Annotated in this window: 15 protein-coding genes and 1 tRNA gene; 1 reads left to right on the top strand and 15 read right to left on the bottom strand. The window is 65.0% G+C overall.

Annotation, left to right across the window (positions count from 1 at the left end; genetic code table 11):
* From AC1DSZ_RS24190 to rplJ, 8 genes are all read right to left on the bottom strand, one after another.
* Nucleotides 1-419: GTP-binding protein (locus AC1DSZ_RS24190; RefSeq protein WP_476840853.1), on the bottom strand; the 419-nt coding region annotated here is incomplete at its 3' end.
* 57 nt (nt 420-476) lie between these two features.
* On the bottom strand, nt 477-2552 hold the full coding sequence (gene fusA, locus AC1DSZ_RS24185) for an elongation factor G (protein WP_188518777.1): 2076 nt from the start codon (nt 2550-2552) through the stop codon (nt 477-479).
* Between the two features lie 36 nt (nt 2553-2588).
* Nucleotides 2589-3059: a 30S ribosomal protein S7 gene (gene rpsG / locus AC1DSZ_RS24180; protein ID WP_188518778.1), complete on the bottom strand. Its 471-nt coding sequence runs from the start codon at nt 3057-3059 to the stop codon at nt 2589-2591.
* Between the two features lie 18 nt (nt 3060-3077).
* Nucleotides 3078-3449 carry a 30S ribosomal protein S12 gene (gene rpsL, locus AC1DSZ_RS24175; protein WP_106340435.1) on the bottom strand — a complete coding sequence of 124 codons (372 nt, stop codon included), beginning with the start codon at nt 3447-3449 and terminating at the stop codon, nt 3078-3080.
* Between the two features lie 446 nt (nt 3450-3895).
* Nucleotides 3896-8089, bottom strand: coding sequence for a DNA-directed RNA polymerase subunit beta' (rpoC, locus tag AC1DSZ_RS24170; RefSeq protein WP_476840852.1), 4194 nt, complete (start codon nt 8087-8089; stop codon nt 3896-3898).
* 130 nt (nt 8090-8219) lie between these two features.
* Nucleotides 8220-12341 carry a DNA-directed RNA polymerase subunit beta gene (gene rpoB / locus AC1DSZ_RS24165; RefSeq protein ID WP_476840851.1) on the bottom strand — a complete coding sequence of 1374 codons (4122 nt, stop codon included), beginning with the start codon at nt 12339-12341 and terminating at the stop codon, nt 8220-8222.
* A gap of 244 nt (nt 12342-12585) precedes the next feature.
* Nucleotides 12586-12963 (bottom strand): 50S ribosomal protein L7/L12, encoded by a 378-nt coding sequence (gene rplL, locus AC1DSZ_RS24160; protein ID WP_188518781.1) that lies wholly within the window; start codon nt 12961-12963, stop codon nt 12586-12588.
* Nucleotides 12964-13026: 63 nt separating this feature from the next.
* Nucleotides 13027-13542, bottom strand: coding sequence for a 50S ribosomal protein L10 (gene rplJ / locus AC1DSZ_RS24155; RefSeq protein WP_476840850.1), 516 nt, complete (start codon nt 13540-13542; stop codon nt 13027-13029).
* Nucleotides 13543-14130: 588 nt separating this feature from the next.
* Between rplJ and AC1DSZ_RS24150 the strand changes: the two genes are divergently transcribed.
* Nucleotides 14131-15132, top strand: coding sequence for an Lnb N-terminal periplasmic domain-containing protein (locus tag AC1DSZ_RS24150; protein WP_476840849.1), 1002 nt, complete (start codon nt 14131-14133; stop codon nt 15130-15132).
* A 1-nt stretch (nt 15133) separates the two neighbouring features.
* Here the strand turns inward: AC1DSZ_RS24150 and AC1DSZ_RS24145 are convergent, their stop codons facing one another.
* The 7 genes from AC1DSZ_RS24145 to AC1DSZ_RS24115 all read right to left on the bottom strand — a co-directional run.
* Nucleotides 15134-15355, bottom strand: coding sequence for a hypothetical protein (locus AC1DSZ_RS24145; RefSeq protein WP_188518784.1), 222 nt, complete (start codon nt 15353-15355; stop codon nt 15134-15136).
* Between the two features lie 105 nt (nt 15356-15460).
* Complete coding sequence (rplA, locus tag AC1DSZ_RS24140) at nt 15461-16177, bottom strand: 50S ribosomal protein L1 (RefSeq protein ID WP_188518785.1); 717 nt, start codon at nt 16175-16177, stop codon at nt 15461-15463.
* Nucleotides 16178-16179: 2 nt separating this feature from the next.
* Nucleotides 16180-16626: a 50S ribosomal protein L11 gene (gene rplK / locus AC1DSZ_RS24135; RefSeq protein WP_476840848.1), complete on the bottom strand. Its 447-nt coding sequence runs from the start codon at nt 16624-16626 to the stop codon at nt 16180-16182.
* Nucleotides 16627-16843: 217 nt separating this feature from the next.
* Nucleotides 16844-17374, bottom strand: a complete 531-nt coding sequence (gene nusG / locus AC1DSZ_RS24130; protein ID WP_188518788.1) for a transcription termination/antitermination protein NusG — start codon at nt 17372-17374, stop codon at nt 16844-16846.
* A 61-nt stretch (nt 17375-17435) separates the two neighbouring features.
* Nucleotides 17436-17633 carry a preprotein translocase subunit SecE gene (gene secE, locus AC1DSZ_RS24125; RefSeq protein WP_476840847.1) on the bottom strand — a complete coding sequence of 66 codons (198 nt, stop codon included), beginning with the start codon at nt 17631-17633 and terminating at the stop codon, nt 17436-17438.
* A gap of 314 nt (nt 17634-17947) precedes the next feature.
* A tRNA-Trp gene (locus AC1DSZ_RS24120) sits at nt 17948-18024 on the bottom strand.
* A gap of 149 nt (nt 18025-18173) precedes the next feature.
* On the bottom strand, nt 18174-18422 hold a 249-nt coding region (locus AC1DSZ_RS24115), incomplete at its 5' end, for an EF-Tu C-terminal domain-related protein (protein ID WP_476840520.1).

Raw genomic sequence — 18422 nt, 5'->3', positions numbered from 1 at the left:
AGGTCGACCTTGTTCATGAACACCACCAGCGCCGGCACGCCGACCTGGCGGGCGAGCAGGATGTGCTCGCGCGTCTGCGGCATCGGGCCGTCGGCGGCCGAAACCACCAGGATCGCGCCGTCCATCTGCGCCGCGCCCGTGATCATGTTCTTCACGTAGTCGGCGTGGCCGGGGCAATCCACATGCGCGTAGTGGCGCGCCGTGGTCTCGTACTCGACATGCGCGGTCGAGATCGTGATGCCGCGCGCCTTCTCCTCCGGCGCCTTGTCGATCTGGTCATACGCCGTGAAAGTGGCGCCGCCCGTCTCCGCCAGAACCTTGGTGATCGCCGCCGTCAGCGACGTCTTGCCGTGGTCGACGTGACCAATCGTGCCGATGTTGCAGTGCGGCTTCGTCCGCGCGAATTTTTCCTTGGCCATGGCCGTGCTCCGTGGATCCGAAGAGAAGAGATGGGCGAGCTGTTCAGGGGTATGCGGTTAGGCGTACTTGGCCTGGACCTCGGCGGCGATGGCCGAGGGAACCTGCTCGTAGTGATCGAATTGCATCGTGTACGAGGCGCGCCCCTGGCTCATCGAGCGAAGCGTGTTCACGTACTGGAACATGTTGGCGAGCGGCACCATGGCGTTGATCACGACGGCGTTGCCGCGCATGTCCTGGCCCTGGATCTGCCCGCGACGACCGGTGAGATCGCCGATGACCGAGCCGGTGTAGTCTTCCGGCGTCACGACCTCGACCTTCATGATCGGCTCGAGCAGCACCGGTCCGCCCTTCTGGAGGGCCTCACGGAACGCCGCGCGGGACGCGATTTCGAAGGCGAGAGCCGACGAGTCGACGTCGTGGTAGGCGCCGTCGACCAGCTCCACCTTCACGTCAACCACCGGGAAGCCGGCGAGCGGCCCCGAGTTCATCACGCTGTCCAGGCCCTTCTCGACGCCGGGGAGATACTCCTTCGGCACCGCGCCGCCGACGATCTTCGAGACGAACTCGAAGCCCTTGCCGACTTCGTTGGGCTGAACGACGAACTTCACGCGGGCGAACTGGCCCGTGCCGCCGGTCTGCTTCTTGTGGGTGTAGTCGATCTCGTACTTCTTCGAGAGCGTCTCGCGATACGCCACCTGGGGGGCGCCCACATTCGCGTCGACCTTGTAGGTGCGGCGCAGGATGTCGACCTTGATGTCGAGATGCAGCTCGCCCATCCCCTTGAGGATGGTCTGGCCGGACTCAAAGTCCGTGGACACGCGGAACGACGGGTCCTCGGCGACGAGCTTGGCCAGGGCGACGCCCAGCTTCTCCTGGTCAGCCTTGGACTTCGGCTCGATCGCCATCTCGATCACGGGCGCGGGGAATTCCATGCGCTCGAGGATCACGGCCTTGTTCATGTCGCAGAGCGTGTCGCCCGTGCGGGTATCCTTGAGGCCCGCCATCGCGACGATGTCGCCGGCGTAAGCCTCCTTGATGTCTTCGCGGTTGTTCGCATGCATCAGAAGCATGCGGCCGATCCGCTCCTTCTTGTCCTTGGTCGAGTTCAGCACGGTCGTGCCGGACTCGATCTTGCCGGAGTAGATGCGGCAGAACGTGATGGTGCCGACGAAGGGGTCGTCCATGATCTTGAAGGCGAGCAGCGAGAAGGGCTCGTCGTCAGACGCGGTGCGGACTGTCTCTTCTTCCGTCTTGAAATCGATGCCCTTGATGGCTTCGCGATCGAGCGGCGAAGGCAGGTAGTCGACCACTGCGTCGAGCAGGGGCTGAACGCCCTTGTTCTTGAAGGCCGAGCCGCACAGCACCGGGTTCCACACGCGGCCGACGACGGCCTTGCGGATCAGCGACTTCAGGGTCGCCTCGTCCGGCTCCTGGCCGTCCAGATAGGCCGCCATGGCGTCGTCGTCGAGCTCGACGGCGGCTTCCACCAGCTTGAAGCGGTATTCCTTCGCCTTGTCGGCGAGGTCGGCCGGGATCTCTTCGTCGTGGAACTTCGCGCCCAGGCCCTCGTCTTCCCAGACCACAGCCTTCATGCGCACCAGGTCGATGATGCCCTTGAAGTTGTTCTCGGAGCCGATCGGCAGCTGGATGCAGACCGGCTTGCCGGCCACGCGGGTGACGATCTCGTCGACGCAGTTGTAGAAGTCCGCGCCGATCTTATCCATCTTGTTGACGAACACGATGCGCGGCACGTTGTACTTGTCGGCCTGACGCCAGACCGTCTCGGTCTGCGGCTCGACGCCCTGGTTGCCGTCCAGCACGCAAACCGCGCCGTCCAGCACGCGCAGCGAACGCTCCACCTCGATGGTGAAGTCGACGTGCCCGGGGGTGTCGATGATGTTCAGGCGCTTGCCGTTCCAGAACGTCGTCGTGGCCGCCGACGTAATGGTGATGCCGCGCTCCTGCTCCTGCTCCATCCAGTCCATCGTCGCGGCGCCTTCGTGCACCTCGCCGATCTTATGGGACTTGCCGGAGTAGTAGAGGATCCGCTCAGTCGTGGTCGTCTTCCCGGCATCAATGTGGGCCATGATGCCGAAATTACGATAGTCCTCGATGGCGTGAATGCGCGGCATTGTCGTGTGTCCTGGTATCTTGCCGAAAGGTCGCCGTTACCAGCGATAGTGCGAGAAGGCGCGGTTGGCTTCCGCCATCCGGTGTGTGTCTTCGCGCTTCTTGACGGCGTTGCCACGGTTGTTCGAGGCGTCGATCAGCTCCGAAGAGAGGCGATCAACCATCGTCTTGTCGTTGCGGGACCGGGCGGCCTGGATGAGCCAGCGGATCGCGAGAGCCTGACGGCGCTCCATGCGAACCTCGACCGGAACCTGGTAGGTGGCGCCGCCGACGCGGCGGGACCGAACTTCAATCGCCGGGGCGACGTTCTCGAGCGCCTGCTTGAAGGCGGCGAGCGGATCGGTCTTCAGCTTGGTCTCGACGATCTCGAGAGCGCCATAGACGATCTGCTCGGCGACCGACTTCTTGCCGTCGTACATGATCGAATTCATGAACTTGGTGACGACCAGATCGCCGAACTTGGGATCAGGGATGATTTCACGCTTTTCAGCGCGGTGACGACGCGACATGTCCGGGTCTCCGTCGGATTACTTCGGCCGCTTCGCGCCGTACTTCGAACGGCGCTGCTTGCGGTTCTTGACGCCCTGGGTATCCAGCACGCCGCGGATAATGTGGTAGCGCACGCCCGGCAAGTCCTTCACGCGGCCGCCACGGATGGCGACGACGGAATGCTCCTGCAGGTTATGGCCTTCGCCGGGGATGTAACCGATGACTTCGAAGCCATTCGTGAGACGGACCTTCGCGACCTTGCGGAGCGCGGAGTTCGGCTTCTTCGGCGTCGTCGTATAGACGCGCGTGCACACACCACGCTTTTGCGGGCTCGCCTCGAGGGCCGGAACCGTGTTCCGGGCCTTCACGGGGCTCCGCGGCTTGCGGATGAGCTGGCTAATGGTCGGCATCGTTTGCTCGTTCCAGTCCAGGCTAGGCCAGTCCAGGCCAAGATATGAGCTTGCGCTCGGTTGAATTCCTTCGCGATGCGCGAGTGACCGCGCAAAACGAATCCGCGCCTTCGGCGAGTTCGCCGGGGGCGCGTTGCTTTCCAGAGGACCACGGCTTGCGCCGCGATCATGAACCAAAGCGACTTTTCAGTCGGTGATGGTCGAGCAGGGTATCGATCCCTTGGGTTCCGCGCGAGACGCGCTGGAACAACGGGATTGACCGGCTGCTCAGCAAGTCCGCGGGTTCTACGCGGAGAGTCGTGCGCCGTCAACCCCGCGGTGACTCAATTTGAGACGGCGCTTAGACTTTCCGTCGTTTGGAGCCGAGCTCGCGCCCTGCCCTGCCCCGCTGCGAACAAAAAGGCCGCCCGGAGGCGGCCTTTTCGCATCTTTGTTGCTGACGAGCCTTACTCGGCCGCCTGCGGGCCTTCCAGAGCCGGCACGTTCGCAGGCGCAGGGGTCTGCGATTCCGTCGCCTGCTGGGCCAGGATCATCTCGTCGCGGCGAGTCGCGACTTCCTTGAGTCGGCTCATCATGGCGCCAGTGCCCGCCGGGATCAGGCGGCCCACGATGACGTTCTCCTTGAGGCCGGCGAGGTCGTCGGTCTTGCCGTTGACAGCAGCCTCCGTGAGGACGCGGGTGGTCTCCTGGAACGACGCAGCCGAGATGAAGGACCGCGTCTGCAGGCTCGCCTTGGTGATGCCGAGGAGCACCGGGTGGCCGGTGGCCGGGCGCTTGCCGTCGGCCACGAGCTTCACGTTGACCTCGTCCATCTCGACCTTGTCGACCTGCTCGTTGGCCAGGTACTCCGACTCGCCCGGATCGTCGATCTCAACCTTCTGCAGCATCTGGCGAACGATCACCTCGATGTGCTTGTCGTTGATGTTCACGCCCTGCAGCCGGTAAACCTCCTGGATCTCGTTGACCAGGTAAGCCGCAAGCTCCTCGACGCCCTTCACCGCAAGAATGTCGTGCGGGGCCGGGTTGCCGTCGACGATGTAATCGCCCTTCTCGACGACGTCGCCGTCCTGAAGGTAGATGTGCTTGCCCTTGGGGACGAGATACTCGACCGCCTCGGAGCCGTCTGACGGGGTGAGCGAGATCCGCCGCTTGTTCTTGTAGTCGCGGCCGAACATGATCGTCCCCGACTTCTCGGCGATGATCGCGGCTTCCTTCGGACGACGCGCCTCGAACAGCTCCGCCACGCGCGGCAGACCGCCCGTGATGTCGCGGGTCTTGGCGCTCTCCATCGAGATACGGGCCACGATGTCGCCCGCCTTGATGGTCTGGCCCGGATCGGCCGCGATGATCGCGTCGACCGGCAGCAGGTAGCGCGCCTCGCCGCCGCGCGGGAGCTTCAGCACCTTGCCCTTGCCATCCTGCAGCGTAATCGCCGGACGAAGATCTGCCGAGCGGGTGTTGGTCCGCCAGTCGGTGACGACGCGCTTGGTGATGCCCGTCGACTCGTCGGCGGTCTCCATCACGGAGGCGCCTTCCACCAGATCCTCGTACGCGATGACGCCGTCCACCTCGGTCACGATCGGCCGGGTGTAGGGATCCCACTCGGCGATGCGCTGGCCACGCTTGATGGAGTCGCCCTCGTCGATCTTGAGGCGGGCGCCGTACTGGATGCGGTGCACCGCACGCTCGGTCCCGTCCGCGCCGACGATCACGACCGCGATGTTGCGGGCGATCGCAATCAGCTCGCCTTCCGAGTTCCGCGCCACGTTGCGATTGCGCATCCGCACCGTGCCCTCGAAGTTGGACTCGATGAAGGACTGATCCGCAATCTGCGCTGCACCGCCGATGTGGAAGGTGCGCATGGTGAGCTGGGTGCCCGGCTCGCCGATCGACTGCGCCGCGATGACGCCGACCGCCTCGCCCATGTTGACGGGCGTTCCGCGCGCCAGGTCACGGCCGTAGCAGGTGCCGCACACGCCGTTGGCCGTCTCGCAGGTGAGAACCGAACGGATCTTCACCTCTTGGATGCCGGCGGCGTTGATGCCGTCGATGTGCCACTCCTCGATCATCGTGCCCTTGGGGACGATGACCTCGCCGGCGCGATCAACCAAGTCCTCGGCCGCGGTGCGGCCCAGGATGCGGGTCGCCAGCGACGCGACCACCTGGCCGGCGTCGATGATGGCGCGCATGCGGATGCCGTTGTCGGAGCCGCAATCCCGCTCGGTGATGATCGAGTCCTGCGCCACGTCGACGAGACGACGGGTGAGGTAGCCCGAGTTCGCGGTCTTCAAGGCCGTGTCGGCGAGGCCCTTGCGGGCTCCGTGCGTCGAGTTGAAGTACTCGAGCACGTCCAGGCCTTCCTTGAAGTTCGAGATGATCGGCGTCTCGATGATCTCGCCCGAGGGCTTCGCCATGAGGCCGCGCATCGCCGCGAGCTGCTTCATCTGCGCGGGCGAGCCACGCGCGCCAGAGTGCGACATCATGTAGATGGAGTTGATCGGCTTGGTGCGGCCGTTCTCGTCCTTCTGCACGGCCGAGATGCGGCCCATCATCTCCTGCGCGAGACGGTCCGAGCACTTGGCCCAGGCGTCCACGACCTTGTTGTACTTCTCGCCCTGGGTGATCAGGCCGTCGTTGAACTGCTGCTCGTAGTCCTTGGCGAGCGTGCGGGTCTCGTCGACGATCTCCCACTTGTTCTCAGGCACCACCATGTCGTCCTTGCCGAACGAGATGCCGGCCTTGAACGCGTTCGTGAACCCGAGCTGCATGGTGCGATCACAGAATATGACCGTCTCCTTCTGCCCGCAGTTGCGGTAGACGGTGTCGATCATGTTCGAGATTTCCTTCTTGGTCATGAGCTTGTTCACGACGTCGAAGGTCACCTTGCCGTGCTTGGGCAGGAGCTGCCCCAGCATGGCGCGGCCGGGCGTGGTGTCATAGATCTTGGAGTAGGGCTTGCCCTCATCGTCGACCGACGAGTAGCGGTACTTGATCTTGGCGTGCACGGTCACGGCCTTGGCCGCGATGGCGTGCTCGATCTCGCCCATCTCGGCGAACATCATGCCCTCGCCCGGCTCCTTGTCGGAGATCAGCGAGAGGTAATAGAGGCCGAGCACGATGTCCTGCGACGGCACGATGATCGGCTGGCCGTTCGCCGGGTGCAGGATGTTGTTGGTCGACATCATGAGGACGCGCGCTTCCAGCTGCGCCTCGAGCGACAGCGGCACGTGCACGGCCATCTGATCGCCGTCGAAGTCGGCGTTGAACGCGGCGCAGACCAGCGGATGCAGCTGGATCGCCTTGCCCTCGATCAGGGTGGGCTCGAACGCCTGGATGCCGAGACGATGCAGCGTCGGCGCGCGGTTCAGCATCACCGGGTGCTCGCGGATGACCTCGTCCAGGATGTCCCAGACTTCCGGCTTCTCCTTCTCGACCAGCTTCTTGGCCTGCTTCACCGTGGCCGAGAGGCCCTTCGCATCGAGGCGCGAGTAGATGAACGGCTTGAACAGCTCCAGCGCCATCTTCTTCGGCAGGCCGCACTGGTGCAGCTTCAGCTCGGGACCGACCACGATCACCGAACGGCCGGAGTAGTCGACGCGCTTGCCGAGCAGGTTCTGGCGGAAGCGGCCCTGCTTGCCCTTCAGCATGTCGGCGAGCGACTTCAGCGGACGCTTGTTGGCGCCAGTGATGACGCGGCCGCGGCGGCCGTTGTCGAACAGCGCGTCGACGGCTTCCTGCAGCATGCGCTTCTCGTTCCGGATGATGATGTCCGGAGCGCGCAGCTCAATCAGCCGCTTGAGGCGGTTGTTGCGGTTGATGACGCGGCGATAGAGATCGTTGAGATCGGACGTCGCGAAACGGCCCCCGTCTAGCGGGACGAGCGGGCGCAGGTCCGGCGGGATCACCGGAACGACGGTCAGGATCATCCACTCGGGCTTGTTGCCGGAGTCGATGAACGCTTCGATGATCTTCAGGCGCTTGGCGAGCTTCTTGGGCTTCAGCTCGGTCTTGGAGGCCGCAATCTCGACGCGCAGGTCGGCGGCGGTCTTCTCGAGGTCCAGCGAACGCAGGATCTCGCGGATCGCCTCGGCGCCGATCAGGGCCGTGAACGAATCCTCGCCATACTCGTCCTGGGCGCGCAGGTACTCTTCCTCGTTCAGGAGCTGGTGCTCCTTGAGCGGGGTGAGGCCGGGCTCGATGACGACGTAATTCTCGAAGTAAAGGATGCGCTCGAGATCCTTGAGCGGCATGTCCAGCAGCAGGCCGATGCGCGACGGCAGCGACTTCAGGAACCAGATATGCGCCACCGGAGCGGCGAGCTCGATGTGGCCCATGCGCTCGCGGCGCACGCGCGACAGCGTGACCTCGACGCCGCACTTCTCGCAGATGACGCCCTTGTACTTCATACGCTTGTACTTGCCGCACAGGCACTCGTAGTCCTTGATCGGACCGAAGATGCGCGCGCAGAACAAGCCGTCACGCTCGGGCTTGAACGTCCGGTAGTTGATGGTCTCGGGCTTCTTGATCTCGCCGAAGGACCACGACAGGATCTTCTCGGGGCTCGAGATCGAGATCTTGATCTGATCGAAGGTCTGAGGCTGAGCCACGGGGTTGAAGAGATTCATGACCTCTTGATTCATCGCCGTCTCCTGGCTCTGCGGCCAATCCCAGCGGCCTCCGCGGGACTATGCCGGAAAAAATCATAGGACGCCGGGCGACCGTTCGCCGGGCGGTGCGGCGCGCCCCGAAGGGCGCGCCCTGAGAGGACGCTTACTCGGCGGCCTCGGACGGCGGCAGTTCGTTCGCCGCCTTCTTGGAGTTGGTGAGCTCGACGTTGAGACCCAGCGAGCGCATTTCCTTGACGAGCACGTTGAAGCTCTCCGGAATGCCGGCCTCGAAGGTGTCGTCGCCGCGCACGATCGCCTCGTACACCTTGGTGCGGCCCGCCACGTCGTCCGACTTGACGGTGAGCATCTCCTGCAGGGTGTACGCCGCGCCGTAAGCCTCGAGCGCCCACACCTCCATTTCACCGAAGCGCTGGCCGCCGAACTGCGCCTTTCCGCCCAGCGGCTGCTGGGTGACGAGCGAGTACGGGCCGATCGACCGGGCGTGGATCTTGTCGTCCACGAGGTGATGCAGCTTCAGCATGTAGATGTAGCCGACCGTGACCTTGCGGTCGAAGGTCTCGCCCGAACGGCCGTCATAGAGCGTCACCTGGCCCGACCGGTCGAGACCGGCCATCTCCAGCATCTGCTCGATGTCGTGCTCCTTGGCGCCGTCGAACACCGGCGTCGCGATCGGAACGCCGCGGCGCAGGTTTTCGCCCAGGGTCACGAGACCGTCGTCGTCCAGCGCCCGGATCGTCTCGTGGTCGCCGTAGACGTCGTTCAGCGTCTCCTTGAGCTGCCCGATGCCATGTGCGCGCCGATAGGCGTCCACCGCGTCGCCGATCTTCTTGCCGAGACCCGCACAGGCCCAGCCCATGTGCGTCTCGAGAATCTGACCGACATTCATGCGCGACGGCACGCCCAGCGGGTTGAGCACGATGTCGACGTGGGTGCCGTCCTCCAGGAACGGCATGTCCTCGATCGGCACGATGCGCGACACGACGCCCTTGTTGCCATGGCGGCCGGCCATCTTGTCGCCCGGCTGGATCTTGCGCTTCACGGCGACGAAGACCTTGACCATCTTCATGACGCCGGGGGGAAGCTCGTCGCCGCGCTGCAGCTTCTCGACCTTGTCGAGGAACCGCTGCTCGAGACCCTTCTTCGCCTCGTCGTACTGCTTGCGCATGGCCTCGAGGTCGGACATCACGCTGTCGTCCGACACCGCGAACGTCCACCACTGGGACCGGGGAGACTGGTCCAGCGCCTCGCGGGTGATCTCGGACTCCTTCTTGAAGCCCTTGGGACCCGCGATGCCGAACTGGCCGACCAGCGTGTCGCCAAGACGCGCGTAGACGTTGCGGTCCAGGATCGCGAGCTCGTCGTCACGATCCTTGGCGAGCCGCTCGATTTCCTCGCGCTCGATCGCCTGGGCGCGCTCGTCCTTGTCCACGCCGTGACGGTTGAACACGCGCACTTCCACGATCGTGCCCTGCACGCCCGGGGGCACGCGGAGCGAGGTGTCGCGGACGTCCGAAGCTTTCTCGCCGAAGATGGCGCGCAGCAGCTTCTCTTCCGGCGTCATCGGGCTCTCGCCCTTCGGGGTGATCTTGCCTACGAGGATGTCGCCCGCATTCACTTCCGCGCCGATATAGACGATGCCGGCTTCGTCGAGGTTCTTCAGCGCCTCTTCCGACACGTTCGGAATGTCGCGCGTGATTTCCTCGGGACCGAGCTTCGTGTCACGGGCCATCACCTCGAACTCTTCGATGTGGATGGAAGTGAACACGTCTTCCTTGGCGATCCGCTCGGACAGCAGGATCGAGTCCTCGAAGTTGTAGCCGTTCCACGGCATGAACGCGACGAGCACGTTGCGGCCGAGAGCCAGCTCGCCCAGCTCCGTCGAGGGACCGTCCGCGATGATGTCGCCCTTGCGGACGATGTCGCCGACCGACACCAGCGGCTTCTGGTTGATGCAGGTGTTCTGGTTGGAACGCTGAAACTTCATCAGCCGATAGATGTCCACGCCCGACTTCGAAGGATCGAGGTCGTCCGTGGCGCGCACGACGATACGCGTCGCGTCCACCTGGTCGATGACGCCGGCCCGGCGGGCCGCGATCGCAGCGCCCGAGTCGCGCGCCACGATGGATTCCATGCCGGTGCCCACGAAGGGCGCGTCGGCGCGGACCAGCGGCACGGCCTGGCGCTGCATGTTCGAGCCCATGAGGGCGCGGTTCGCGTCGTCGTTCTCGAGGAACGGGATGAGAGCCGCCGCCACCGAAACGAGCTGCTTCGGCGACACGTCCATGTAGTCCACGCGGTCGACCGGCACGACGATGACGTCGCCGGCGTGACGCACGACCACGAGGTCCTCGGTCAGCTTGCCTTCCGCGTCCACCGCCACGTTCGCCTGCGCGACGTAGTGCTTACCCTCCTCCATGGCGGACATGTAGACCACCTCGGAGGTGAGCTCGCCGTCCTTGACCTTGCGGTAGGGGCTCTCAATGAAGCCGTACTTGTTAACGCGCGCGAACGTCGCCAGCGAGTTGATCAGGCCGATGTTCGGGCCTTCCGGCGTCTCGATCGGGCAGATGCGGCCGTAATGCGTCGGGTGCACGTCGCGCACTTCGAAGCCGGCGCGCTCGCGCGTCAGGCCGCCCGGTCCAAGCGCCGAGAGGCGACGCTTGTGGGTGATCTCCGACAGCGGGTTCGTCTGGTCCATGAACTGCGACAGCTGCGAGGATCCGAAGAACTCGCGCACGGCCGCGGCCGCCGGCTTGGCGTTGATCAGGTCTTGCGGCATCACGGTGTCGATGTCGACGGACGACATGCGCTCCTTGATGGCGCGCTCCATGCGCAGCAGGCCGACGCGGTACTGGTTCTCCATGAGCTCGCCCACGGAGCGCACGCGGCGGTTGCCGAGATGGTCAATGTCGTCCACCTCGCCCTTGCCGTCGCGCAGCTCGACCAGCGCGCGGACCACCGCGACGATGTCGGCCTTGCGCAGGATGCGCACCGTGTCCTCGGCGTCGAGGTCCAGGCGCATGTTCATCTTCACGCGGCCCACGGCCGAGAGGTCGTAGCGCTCCGCATCGAAGAACAGCGAGTGGAACATCGCCTCGGCGGTATCGACCGTCGGCGGCTCGCCGGGGCGCATCACGCGGTAGATGTCGAACAGGGCTTCCTCGCGGGCCGAGTTCTTGTCCACCGTGAGCGTGTTGCGGATGTACGGGCCGATATTGACGTGGTCGATGTCGAGAACCGGCACCTCGTCGAAGCCGGCGTCGATCAACGCCTTCAGGGACTTCTCGGAGATCTCCTCGCCGGCCTCGGCGAAGATCTCGCCGGTCGACGGGTTCACGAGGTCTTCGGCGATGTACTGGCCGTACAGGTCCTCGTCCGTAGCCCGCAGGGCCTTGACGCCCTTCTCGGCTATCAGGCGCGCGGAGCGCGGCGTCAGCTTCTTGCCGGCCTCGAGCACCATCTCGCCGGTGTCGGCGTCGACGAGGTCGTTGACGACCTTCATGCCCTTCATGCGCTCGGTGTCGAACGGCACGCGCCAGCCGTTCTTTTCGCGCGTGAACGCGACGCGCTTGTAGAACGTCGAGAGGATCTCCTCGCCGTCCATGCCGAGCGCGAACAGCAGCGACGTCACCGGGATCTTACGGCGACGGTCGATGCGGGCGTACACGATGTCCTTGGCGTCGAACTCGATGTCGAGCCAGGAGCCGCGATACGGAATGATGCGGGCGGCGAACAGCAGCTTGCCCGACGAGTGGGTCTTGCCCTTGTCGTGGTCGAAGAACACGCCAGGTGAACGGTGCATCTGCGAGACGATCACGCGCTCGGTGCCGTTCACGATGAAGGTGCCGTTCATCGTCATGAGCGGCATGTCGCCCATGTAGACGTCCTGCTCCTTGATGTCCTTCACGGACTTGGCGCCGGTGTCCGGATCCACATCGAACACGATCAGCCGCAGCGTCACCTTCAGGGGCGCGGCGAACGTCATGCCGCGCTGGCGGCACTCGTCGACGTCATATTTCGGGGGTTCGAACGTGAACTTCACGAATTCCAGCAGCGACGCGCCCGAGAAATCGGAGATCGGGAACACGGACTTGAAGACAGACTGCAACCCTTCGTCGGGACGCCCACCCGCGGGTTCCTCGACCTGGAGGAACTGGTCGTACGACGCCTTCTGAACCTCGATGAGGTTCGGCATCTCCGCGACCTCGCGGATATGTCCGAAGAACTTGCGCACACGCTTCCGGCCGGTGAACGTCTGAGCCATCTCGTTCCTCACTCCTTCGGATCGGCCGCCCGCTCATCCCGGCATGGCCCGAGGGGTCCCATGCCGAACGGCGCCGCCATCCGCAAAATCGGCCTTCCGGCCCTCAATTCGGTCCGTCGGCGCCGCTATGGCTGAAAGCCATGGTCGCCTCGACGGCAAGAAGGCCCCGGGGCGATAGGCCCCGGGACCAGATCGCAGCCTCAGGCTGCGACGAGACGTCCGCGTCGCCGAGGCGACGCGAAAATCACTTGAGCTCGACCTTGGCGCCGGCCTTCTCGAGCTGCTCCTTGAGCTTGGCGGCCTCCTCCTTCGAGACGGCCTCCTTGACGGGCTTCGGAGCGCCTTCGACCAGGTCCTTGGCTTCCTTGAGGCCGAGGCCGGTGATCGCGCGGACCTCCTTGATGACCTCGATCTTTTTGTCGCCAGCGGCGGCCAGGACGACCGTGAACTCGGTCTGCTCTTCGGCGGCCGGAGCGGCGGCGCCGCCACCAGCCGGAGCCGCAACCGCAACCGCGGCGGCGGCGGAGACGCCCCACTTCTCTTCGAGGAGCTTCGCGAGCTCGGCGGCCTCGAGAACGGTCAGGGACGAGAGCTCGTCAACGAGCTTGGACAGATCAGCCATAGTAGTCTTTCCTTGAAGTTGGTTTTCGAACCAGAAGCTGGTGCGGGTTGGGACGGAACGGCCTTACGCCGCGTCTCTCTTGGCATAGGCTCCGAACACGCGGGCGAGCTTGGCCGCCGGCGCGGTGGAGAGCTGAGCAATCTTGGTCGCCGGGGCCTGGATGAGGCCGACGAGCTTGGCGCGCAGTTCGTCCAGGGAAGGCATCGTGGCCAGGGCCTTGACGCCATCCGTGTTCAGAGCGGTCTTACCCATCGCTCCACCAAGAATAACGAGCTTGTCGTTGGTCTTGGAGAAATCGACGGCGACCTTGGCAGCCGCTACGGGGTCACTGCTGTAAGCCAGCAGCGTCGGGCCCTTCAACAGGTTCCCGATCGAAGCGACGTCCGTGCCTTCGAGAGCAATCTTGGCGAGGCGGTTCTTCGCGACCTTCACGGACGCGCCGGCCTGCTTCATCTGCGCGCGCAGCTTCTGCATGTCGGCGACCGTGAGGCCGGCGTAGTGGGCGACGACGACGACGCTGGTCTCGTTGAAGACCGTATTGAGCGTGCCGACGAGCTCACGCTTAGCCGCTTTTTCCACGGGGCTCTCTCCGGTTGGCGGGGACAGAAGTCCCGCCGGTTGCTGAATGCCGCGTCCCGGGCGAACCCGAAGCGCGGCGCTTCCGACGTGCCTGTCCCCGGATCTGGACAGCCTTGCGGCGGCCCCTACCCGGTGTGAAGGTTCGAACCAACTCTGGGCCTTGCGGCCCCTCAACTGGTCTTCCCCGTCTGTGCAGGCTCGGGCACGTATTAAGCTCGCCGAGGCGAGCGCCTGCAGTCTCGGACAGGACATAGCCGGCTGAGGCCTGAGGGTTGCCCCTAGGCCCGCCGGCCGTTCCAACCGGTCACCCGGCTGGAAACACGAACGCGCGAAACTTGCCCAAGGGCATGATCCGCGCGAGATGTCTGGAACTCATGAGGTTCCAATAGACGCTTAATTCTCTCTTGCCAAGCCCGAAAGGCGAAAAACTGTTCGCGTTCCACAGCCGGCCCGCGGCAGGGCGCCGCAGGTCTGACACCACTGGGCCATGATGGGTAGGGCCTCGGCGCCGAGCTTCCGTTATATAGGCAAGCAGTCTGGCCGCGCGCCTTCGTGATTCTACCGATCGGCGCCAACACGGATAATCACGTGCTTCGTCGTACGGGCCGCCTCGCGCTTTTGCTCCTGCTCGCTCTCGCTGTGCTGGGTGTCGGCGGCTGGGGGGCTTTGGCCCTCTGGTTCCGCGTTCCCGGCCCCGATCTGGTTCGCGGAGCGCTGGCTGTCCTGTGGTCGGCGGCGTTGCTCGCCATTCTGGCCGGCCTCTTTACAACCCGGCGCAAGCGCGCCGTCGTCGCATTCGCCGTATGTGCGGTCGGCCTCGTCGGCTGGTGGTTGACCATCCGCCCTTCCAACACCCGCGACTGGACGCCCGACGTGGCGCGAACAGCGCATGGCGAGATCGTGGGCGACCGGCTTACCGTCCACGACGTCCGCAACTTCCGCTGGCGAAGCGATACGGATTTCGACCAAGCCTGGGACACGCGGTCGTTTGACCTTGGAAAGCTCGAGGGAGCCGACCTGTTTCTGTCCTACTGGGCCGGGGAAGCCATCGCGCACGCCATCGTGAGCTTCCAGTTCACGGACGCCCCTCCCCTCGCCTTCTCGATCGAGATCCGCAAGGAACGCGGCGAGGACTACTCGGCGATCGCGGGATTTTTCAAAAGCTACGAGCTCGCGTTCATCGCGGCCGACGAACAGGACGTCGTGAAGGTCCGCGCCACGAGCCGCGGCGAGGACGTGCGCCTCTACCGGCTCGACATTCAGAGGGCGACCGCGCGAACGCTGATAGAGCGCTATCTCGCGGCCGCGAACCGGGCCTATGCCGAGCCCGAATGGTACAACACGTTCACGACCAACTGCACGACCGTGATCTTCGGCATGGCGCGCGTCATGGATCCCGGCATCCCGATGGACTGGCGCGTCCTCCTGTCAGGCTACCTGCCGGGCTACCTCTACGAGCACGACTTTCTCAGCCGGAAAGTCTCGCTGGAGCAGCTCGTGGCCGCCGCCCACATCGCGCCGCGCGCGAAGGGCCCGGCCGACGATCCGGGGTTCTCGGCCCGGATCAGGGACGGCGTTCCGACGCCATAGATCAGACCCGCTCGATCTTCTTCACCGGTCCGCGGGGGCGGCCGGACTTCTCGGCGATCTCGCGATCCTGCGCCTCGATGGCGGCCCGGATGTCGCGATCGGCGTCGAGGCTCGCCACCATCTCGCGCGGGATCCGGCGGTTGGAGCTGCGGGAGCCGTCCTCGTAAAGGACGTTGAACAGCACGAACTCGGACTCAGCGGTCTTCTTGCTCTTCTTCGCCATGGCGCGGTCCTTTCTGAATGGGATGCTGGAGAAGTTTGGCGCCCGGCCCGAAAAAGAAAGGCCCCGCCGAAGCGAGGCCTTCCCGGTTCGGTGTGCAGAGCGATCTCAGGCGTTCGCCTGGGCGCCGCTGCTGATCACGGTCGAGGGCTCGATCTTGACGCCCGGGCCCATGGTCGACGAGATCGCGATGCGCTGGACATAGGTGCCCTTGGCGCCCGCCGGCTTGGCGCGCGACACGGCGTCGGCGAAAGCCTTGATGTTCTCGACGAGCTTGTCGGCGTCGAACGAGGCCTTGCCCACGCCGGCATGCACGATGCCGGCCTTCTCGACGCGGAACTCCACGGCTCCGCCCTTGGCGGCTTTCACCGCGCCGGCGACGTCGGGGGTCACGGTGCCGACCTTCGGGTTCGGCATCAGGCCGCGCGGGCCCAGGACCTTACCGAGGCGGCCGACGAGCGGCATCATGTCCGGGGTCGCGATGCAGCGATCGAAGTCGATCTTGCCCGAGTTGATGATCTCGACGAGATCCTCGGCGCCGACGATGTCGGCTCCCGCAGCCTTGGCCTCATCGGCCTTGTTGCCGCGCGCGAACACGGCGACGCGGACGTCGCGGCCCGAGCCGTTCGGCAGGTTGCAGACGCCGCGGACCATCTGGTCGGCGTGGCGCGGATCGACGCCGAGGTTCATCGCGACCTCGATCGTCTCGTCGAACTTGGCCGTGGCGCGCTCCTTGAGCATCTTCACGGCGTCGGCGATCGGGTACAGCTTGACCCGGTCGATGCCCTCACGGGTGGCGCGAATGCGCTTGGCGATCTTCGGCATGATTAACCCACCACCTCGAGGCCCATGGAACGGGCGGAACCCTCGATCATCGCCATGGCCGACTCGACCGTGTCGCAATTGAGGTCCGGCATCTTCTTCTCGGCGATCTCGCGGATCTGGTCCTTCGAGACCTGGCCGATGAAGCCGCGGCCCGGCGTGCGGTGGCCGGAAGCCGGCTTCTTGCCGATCTTCAGGTTGGCGGCCTTCTTCAGGAAGAAGGTGACCGGCGGCTGCTTCATCTCGAACGTGAAGGAGCGGTCCTGATATGCGGTGATGATCACCGGGATCGGGGTGCCCTTGTCCATCTGCGCGGTGCGCGCATTGAACGCCTTGCAGAATTCCATGATGTTCAGGCCGCGCTGACCCAGCGCAGGACCGATCGGGGGCGACGGATTCGCCGCGCCGGCCGGCACCTGAAGCTTCACGTAGCCCGTGATCTTCTTCGCCATGATGGCTGCTCCTCGGAAGACCGGCGGCCCTGTTCGGGAAACGCCGGCTGGCGCGGCGGGCCTATCGCCCTTCCGCGCCGGGTTTGCAGATTGCGGTGCGGCATGAACTCCCGGTGGCGACCGGGCATGCCTCCCGCAGTGGAAAGCCCCGGCGCGAAGGCCGGGGCTGCGTCTCCCTAGCCGAAGCCGGGGAAATCTTCAAGCGCGCGAGAACGCCTCAGACCTTCTCGACCTGCGCGTATTCGAGCTCGACCGGCGTGGCGCGTCCGAAGATCGACACCGCCACCTTGAGGCGGGCGCGGGTCTCGTCCACTTCCTCGACGACGCCGTTGAACGACGCGAAGGGGCCGTCCGACACGCGCACCTGCTCGCCGACCTCGAAGGCCACGGAGGGCTTCGGACGCTCGACGCCGTCGGCCACCTGGCCCTTGATCCGTTCGGCCTCGCGGTCCGGGATCGGCATCGGCTTCTTGTCGGTGCCCAGGAAGCCGGTCACCTTCGGAGTGTTCTTGATGAGGTGGTAGACCTCATCGGTCATGTCGCACTTCACCAGCACGTAGCCGGGAAAAAACTTGCGCTCGGTGTCGATCTTGCGACCGCGACGGACCTCCACGACCTTCTCGGTCGGGACCATCACCTCTTCGAACTTCTCGTCGAGATGACGCTGCGCCGCCTGGTCCCTGATGGACTGCGCGACCTTGTTCTCGAAGTTCGAGTAGGCGTGGACGATGTACCAGCGCATAGCCATGGCGCGCGTCTCTCCAAATGGCGTACCGGGCGGCGAAGGCCGCGCGCCGGCAGTGTCGTTCTTAACGTCCCACGCCGAGCACGAGCCCGACGACCCAGCGGATCACAGTGTCTGACAGCAGAAAGAACACGCTCGCGACCACGACCATGAGGAACACCATGCCGGTGGTCACCAAGGTCTCCTTGCGCGTCGGCCACGTAACCTTCGCGGCCTCGGAGCGGACCTGCTGGATGAACTCGAAGGGGCTCGTCTTGGCCATCATCACCACCGCAAAACGCGAGGCGATGCGGATCGCCCCGTTCTTTCGACCAAGCGTCCGGAGGCCTCGCGGCCTGACTCACCGATACGATCCTGGGAAGGATTGAGGCATTAGGGCAAAGCGCCGGAAGGGTCAAGCATCACAGCCGCCATCCCTCGTTCAGCGCCCCGCGAACGCAAGAAGCGGAAATCGCCGAAACCTCCATCATGGCGCCTGCCTCAATCCCCAAGGCGAGACCAGATTCCGACGTCGACTGAGATGAGCGACCAACGAGAAAGCCCCCGGACGCGTCGGCGGCCGAGGGCTTTCGAAGATGGCAGGGGCTGAGGGACTCGAACTCTCGACCTGCGGTTTTGGAGACCGCCGCTCTAACCAGCTGAGCTAAGCCCCTATGCGGCCGCGCGAGGCGTCCACGCGGCGTAGATGCCAAATCCTCGCTCCGGATGCAAGAGGGCGCCCCACGTTTTTCCACGCGCCGGAAACGCAGAAGGGGCGCCGGTACGCCCGACGCCCCTTCCGGTTCGATTCAAGACCTTCAGCTTACGCGATGATGGTGGCCACCACGCCGGCGCCGACGGTGCGGCCGCCTTCACGGATGGCGAAGCGCAGCTTCTCCTCCATGGCGATGGGCGCGATCAGCTCGACTTCCATGGTGACGTTGTCGCCCGGCATCACCATCTCGGTGCCCTCGGGCAGCTTCACCATGCCGGTCACGTCCGTGGTGCGGAAGTAGAACTGCGGCCGGTAGTTGGTGAAGAACGGGGTGTGGCGACCGCCCTCCTCCTTGGT

It is taken from the genome of Alsobacter sp. P4_H11, assembly GCF_056400925.1.
The sequence above is the reverse complement of the archived record's forward strand: the minus strand, read 5'-3'. Positions and strand labels throughout refer to the sequence as shown.

Coding starts and splice junctions, on each gene's coding strand:
- fusA (WP_188518777.1), bottom strand. CDS start 2,552: ATGCCGCGCATTCACGCCATCGAGGACTATCGTAATTTCGGCATCATG.
- rpsG (WP_188518778.1), bottom strand. CDS start 3,059: ATGTCGCGTCGTCACCGCGCTGAAAAGCGTGAAATCATCCCTGATCCC.
- rpsL (WP_106340435.1), bottom strand. CDS start 3,449: ATGCCGACCATTAGCCAGCTCATCCGCAAGCCGCGGAGCCCCGTGAAG.
- rpoC (WP_476840852.1), bottom strand. CDS start 8,089: ATGAATCAAGAGGTCATGAATCTCTTCAACCCCGTGGCTCAGCCTCAG.
- rpoB (WP_476840851.1), bottom strand. CDS start 12,341: ATGGCTCAGACGTTCACCGGCCGGAAGCGTGTGCGCAAGTTCTTCGGA.
- rplL (WP_188518781.1), bottom strand. CDS start 12,963: ATGGCTGATCTGTCCAAGCTCGTTGACGAGCTCTCGTCCCTGACCGTT.
- AC1DSZ_RS24145 (WP_188518784.1), bottom strand. CDS start 15,355: ATGGCGAAGAAGAGCAAGAAGACCGCTGAGTCCGAGTTCGTGCTGTTC.
- rplA (WP_188518785.1), bottom strand. CDS start 16,177: ATGCCGAAGATCGCCAAGCGCATTCGCGCCACCCGTGAGGGCATCGAC.
- rplK (WP_476840848.1), bottom strand. CDS start 16,626: ATGGCGAAGAAGATCACGGGCTACGTGAAGCTTCAGGTGCCGGCCGGC.
- nusG (WP_188518788.1), bottom strand. CDS start 17,374: ATGGCTATGCGCTGGTACATCGTCCACGCCTACTCGAACTTCGAGAAC.
- secE (WP_476840847.1), bottom strand. CDS start 17,633: ATGGCCAAGACGAGCCCCTTCGAGTTCATCCAGCAGGTCCGCTCCGAG.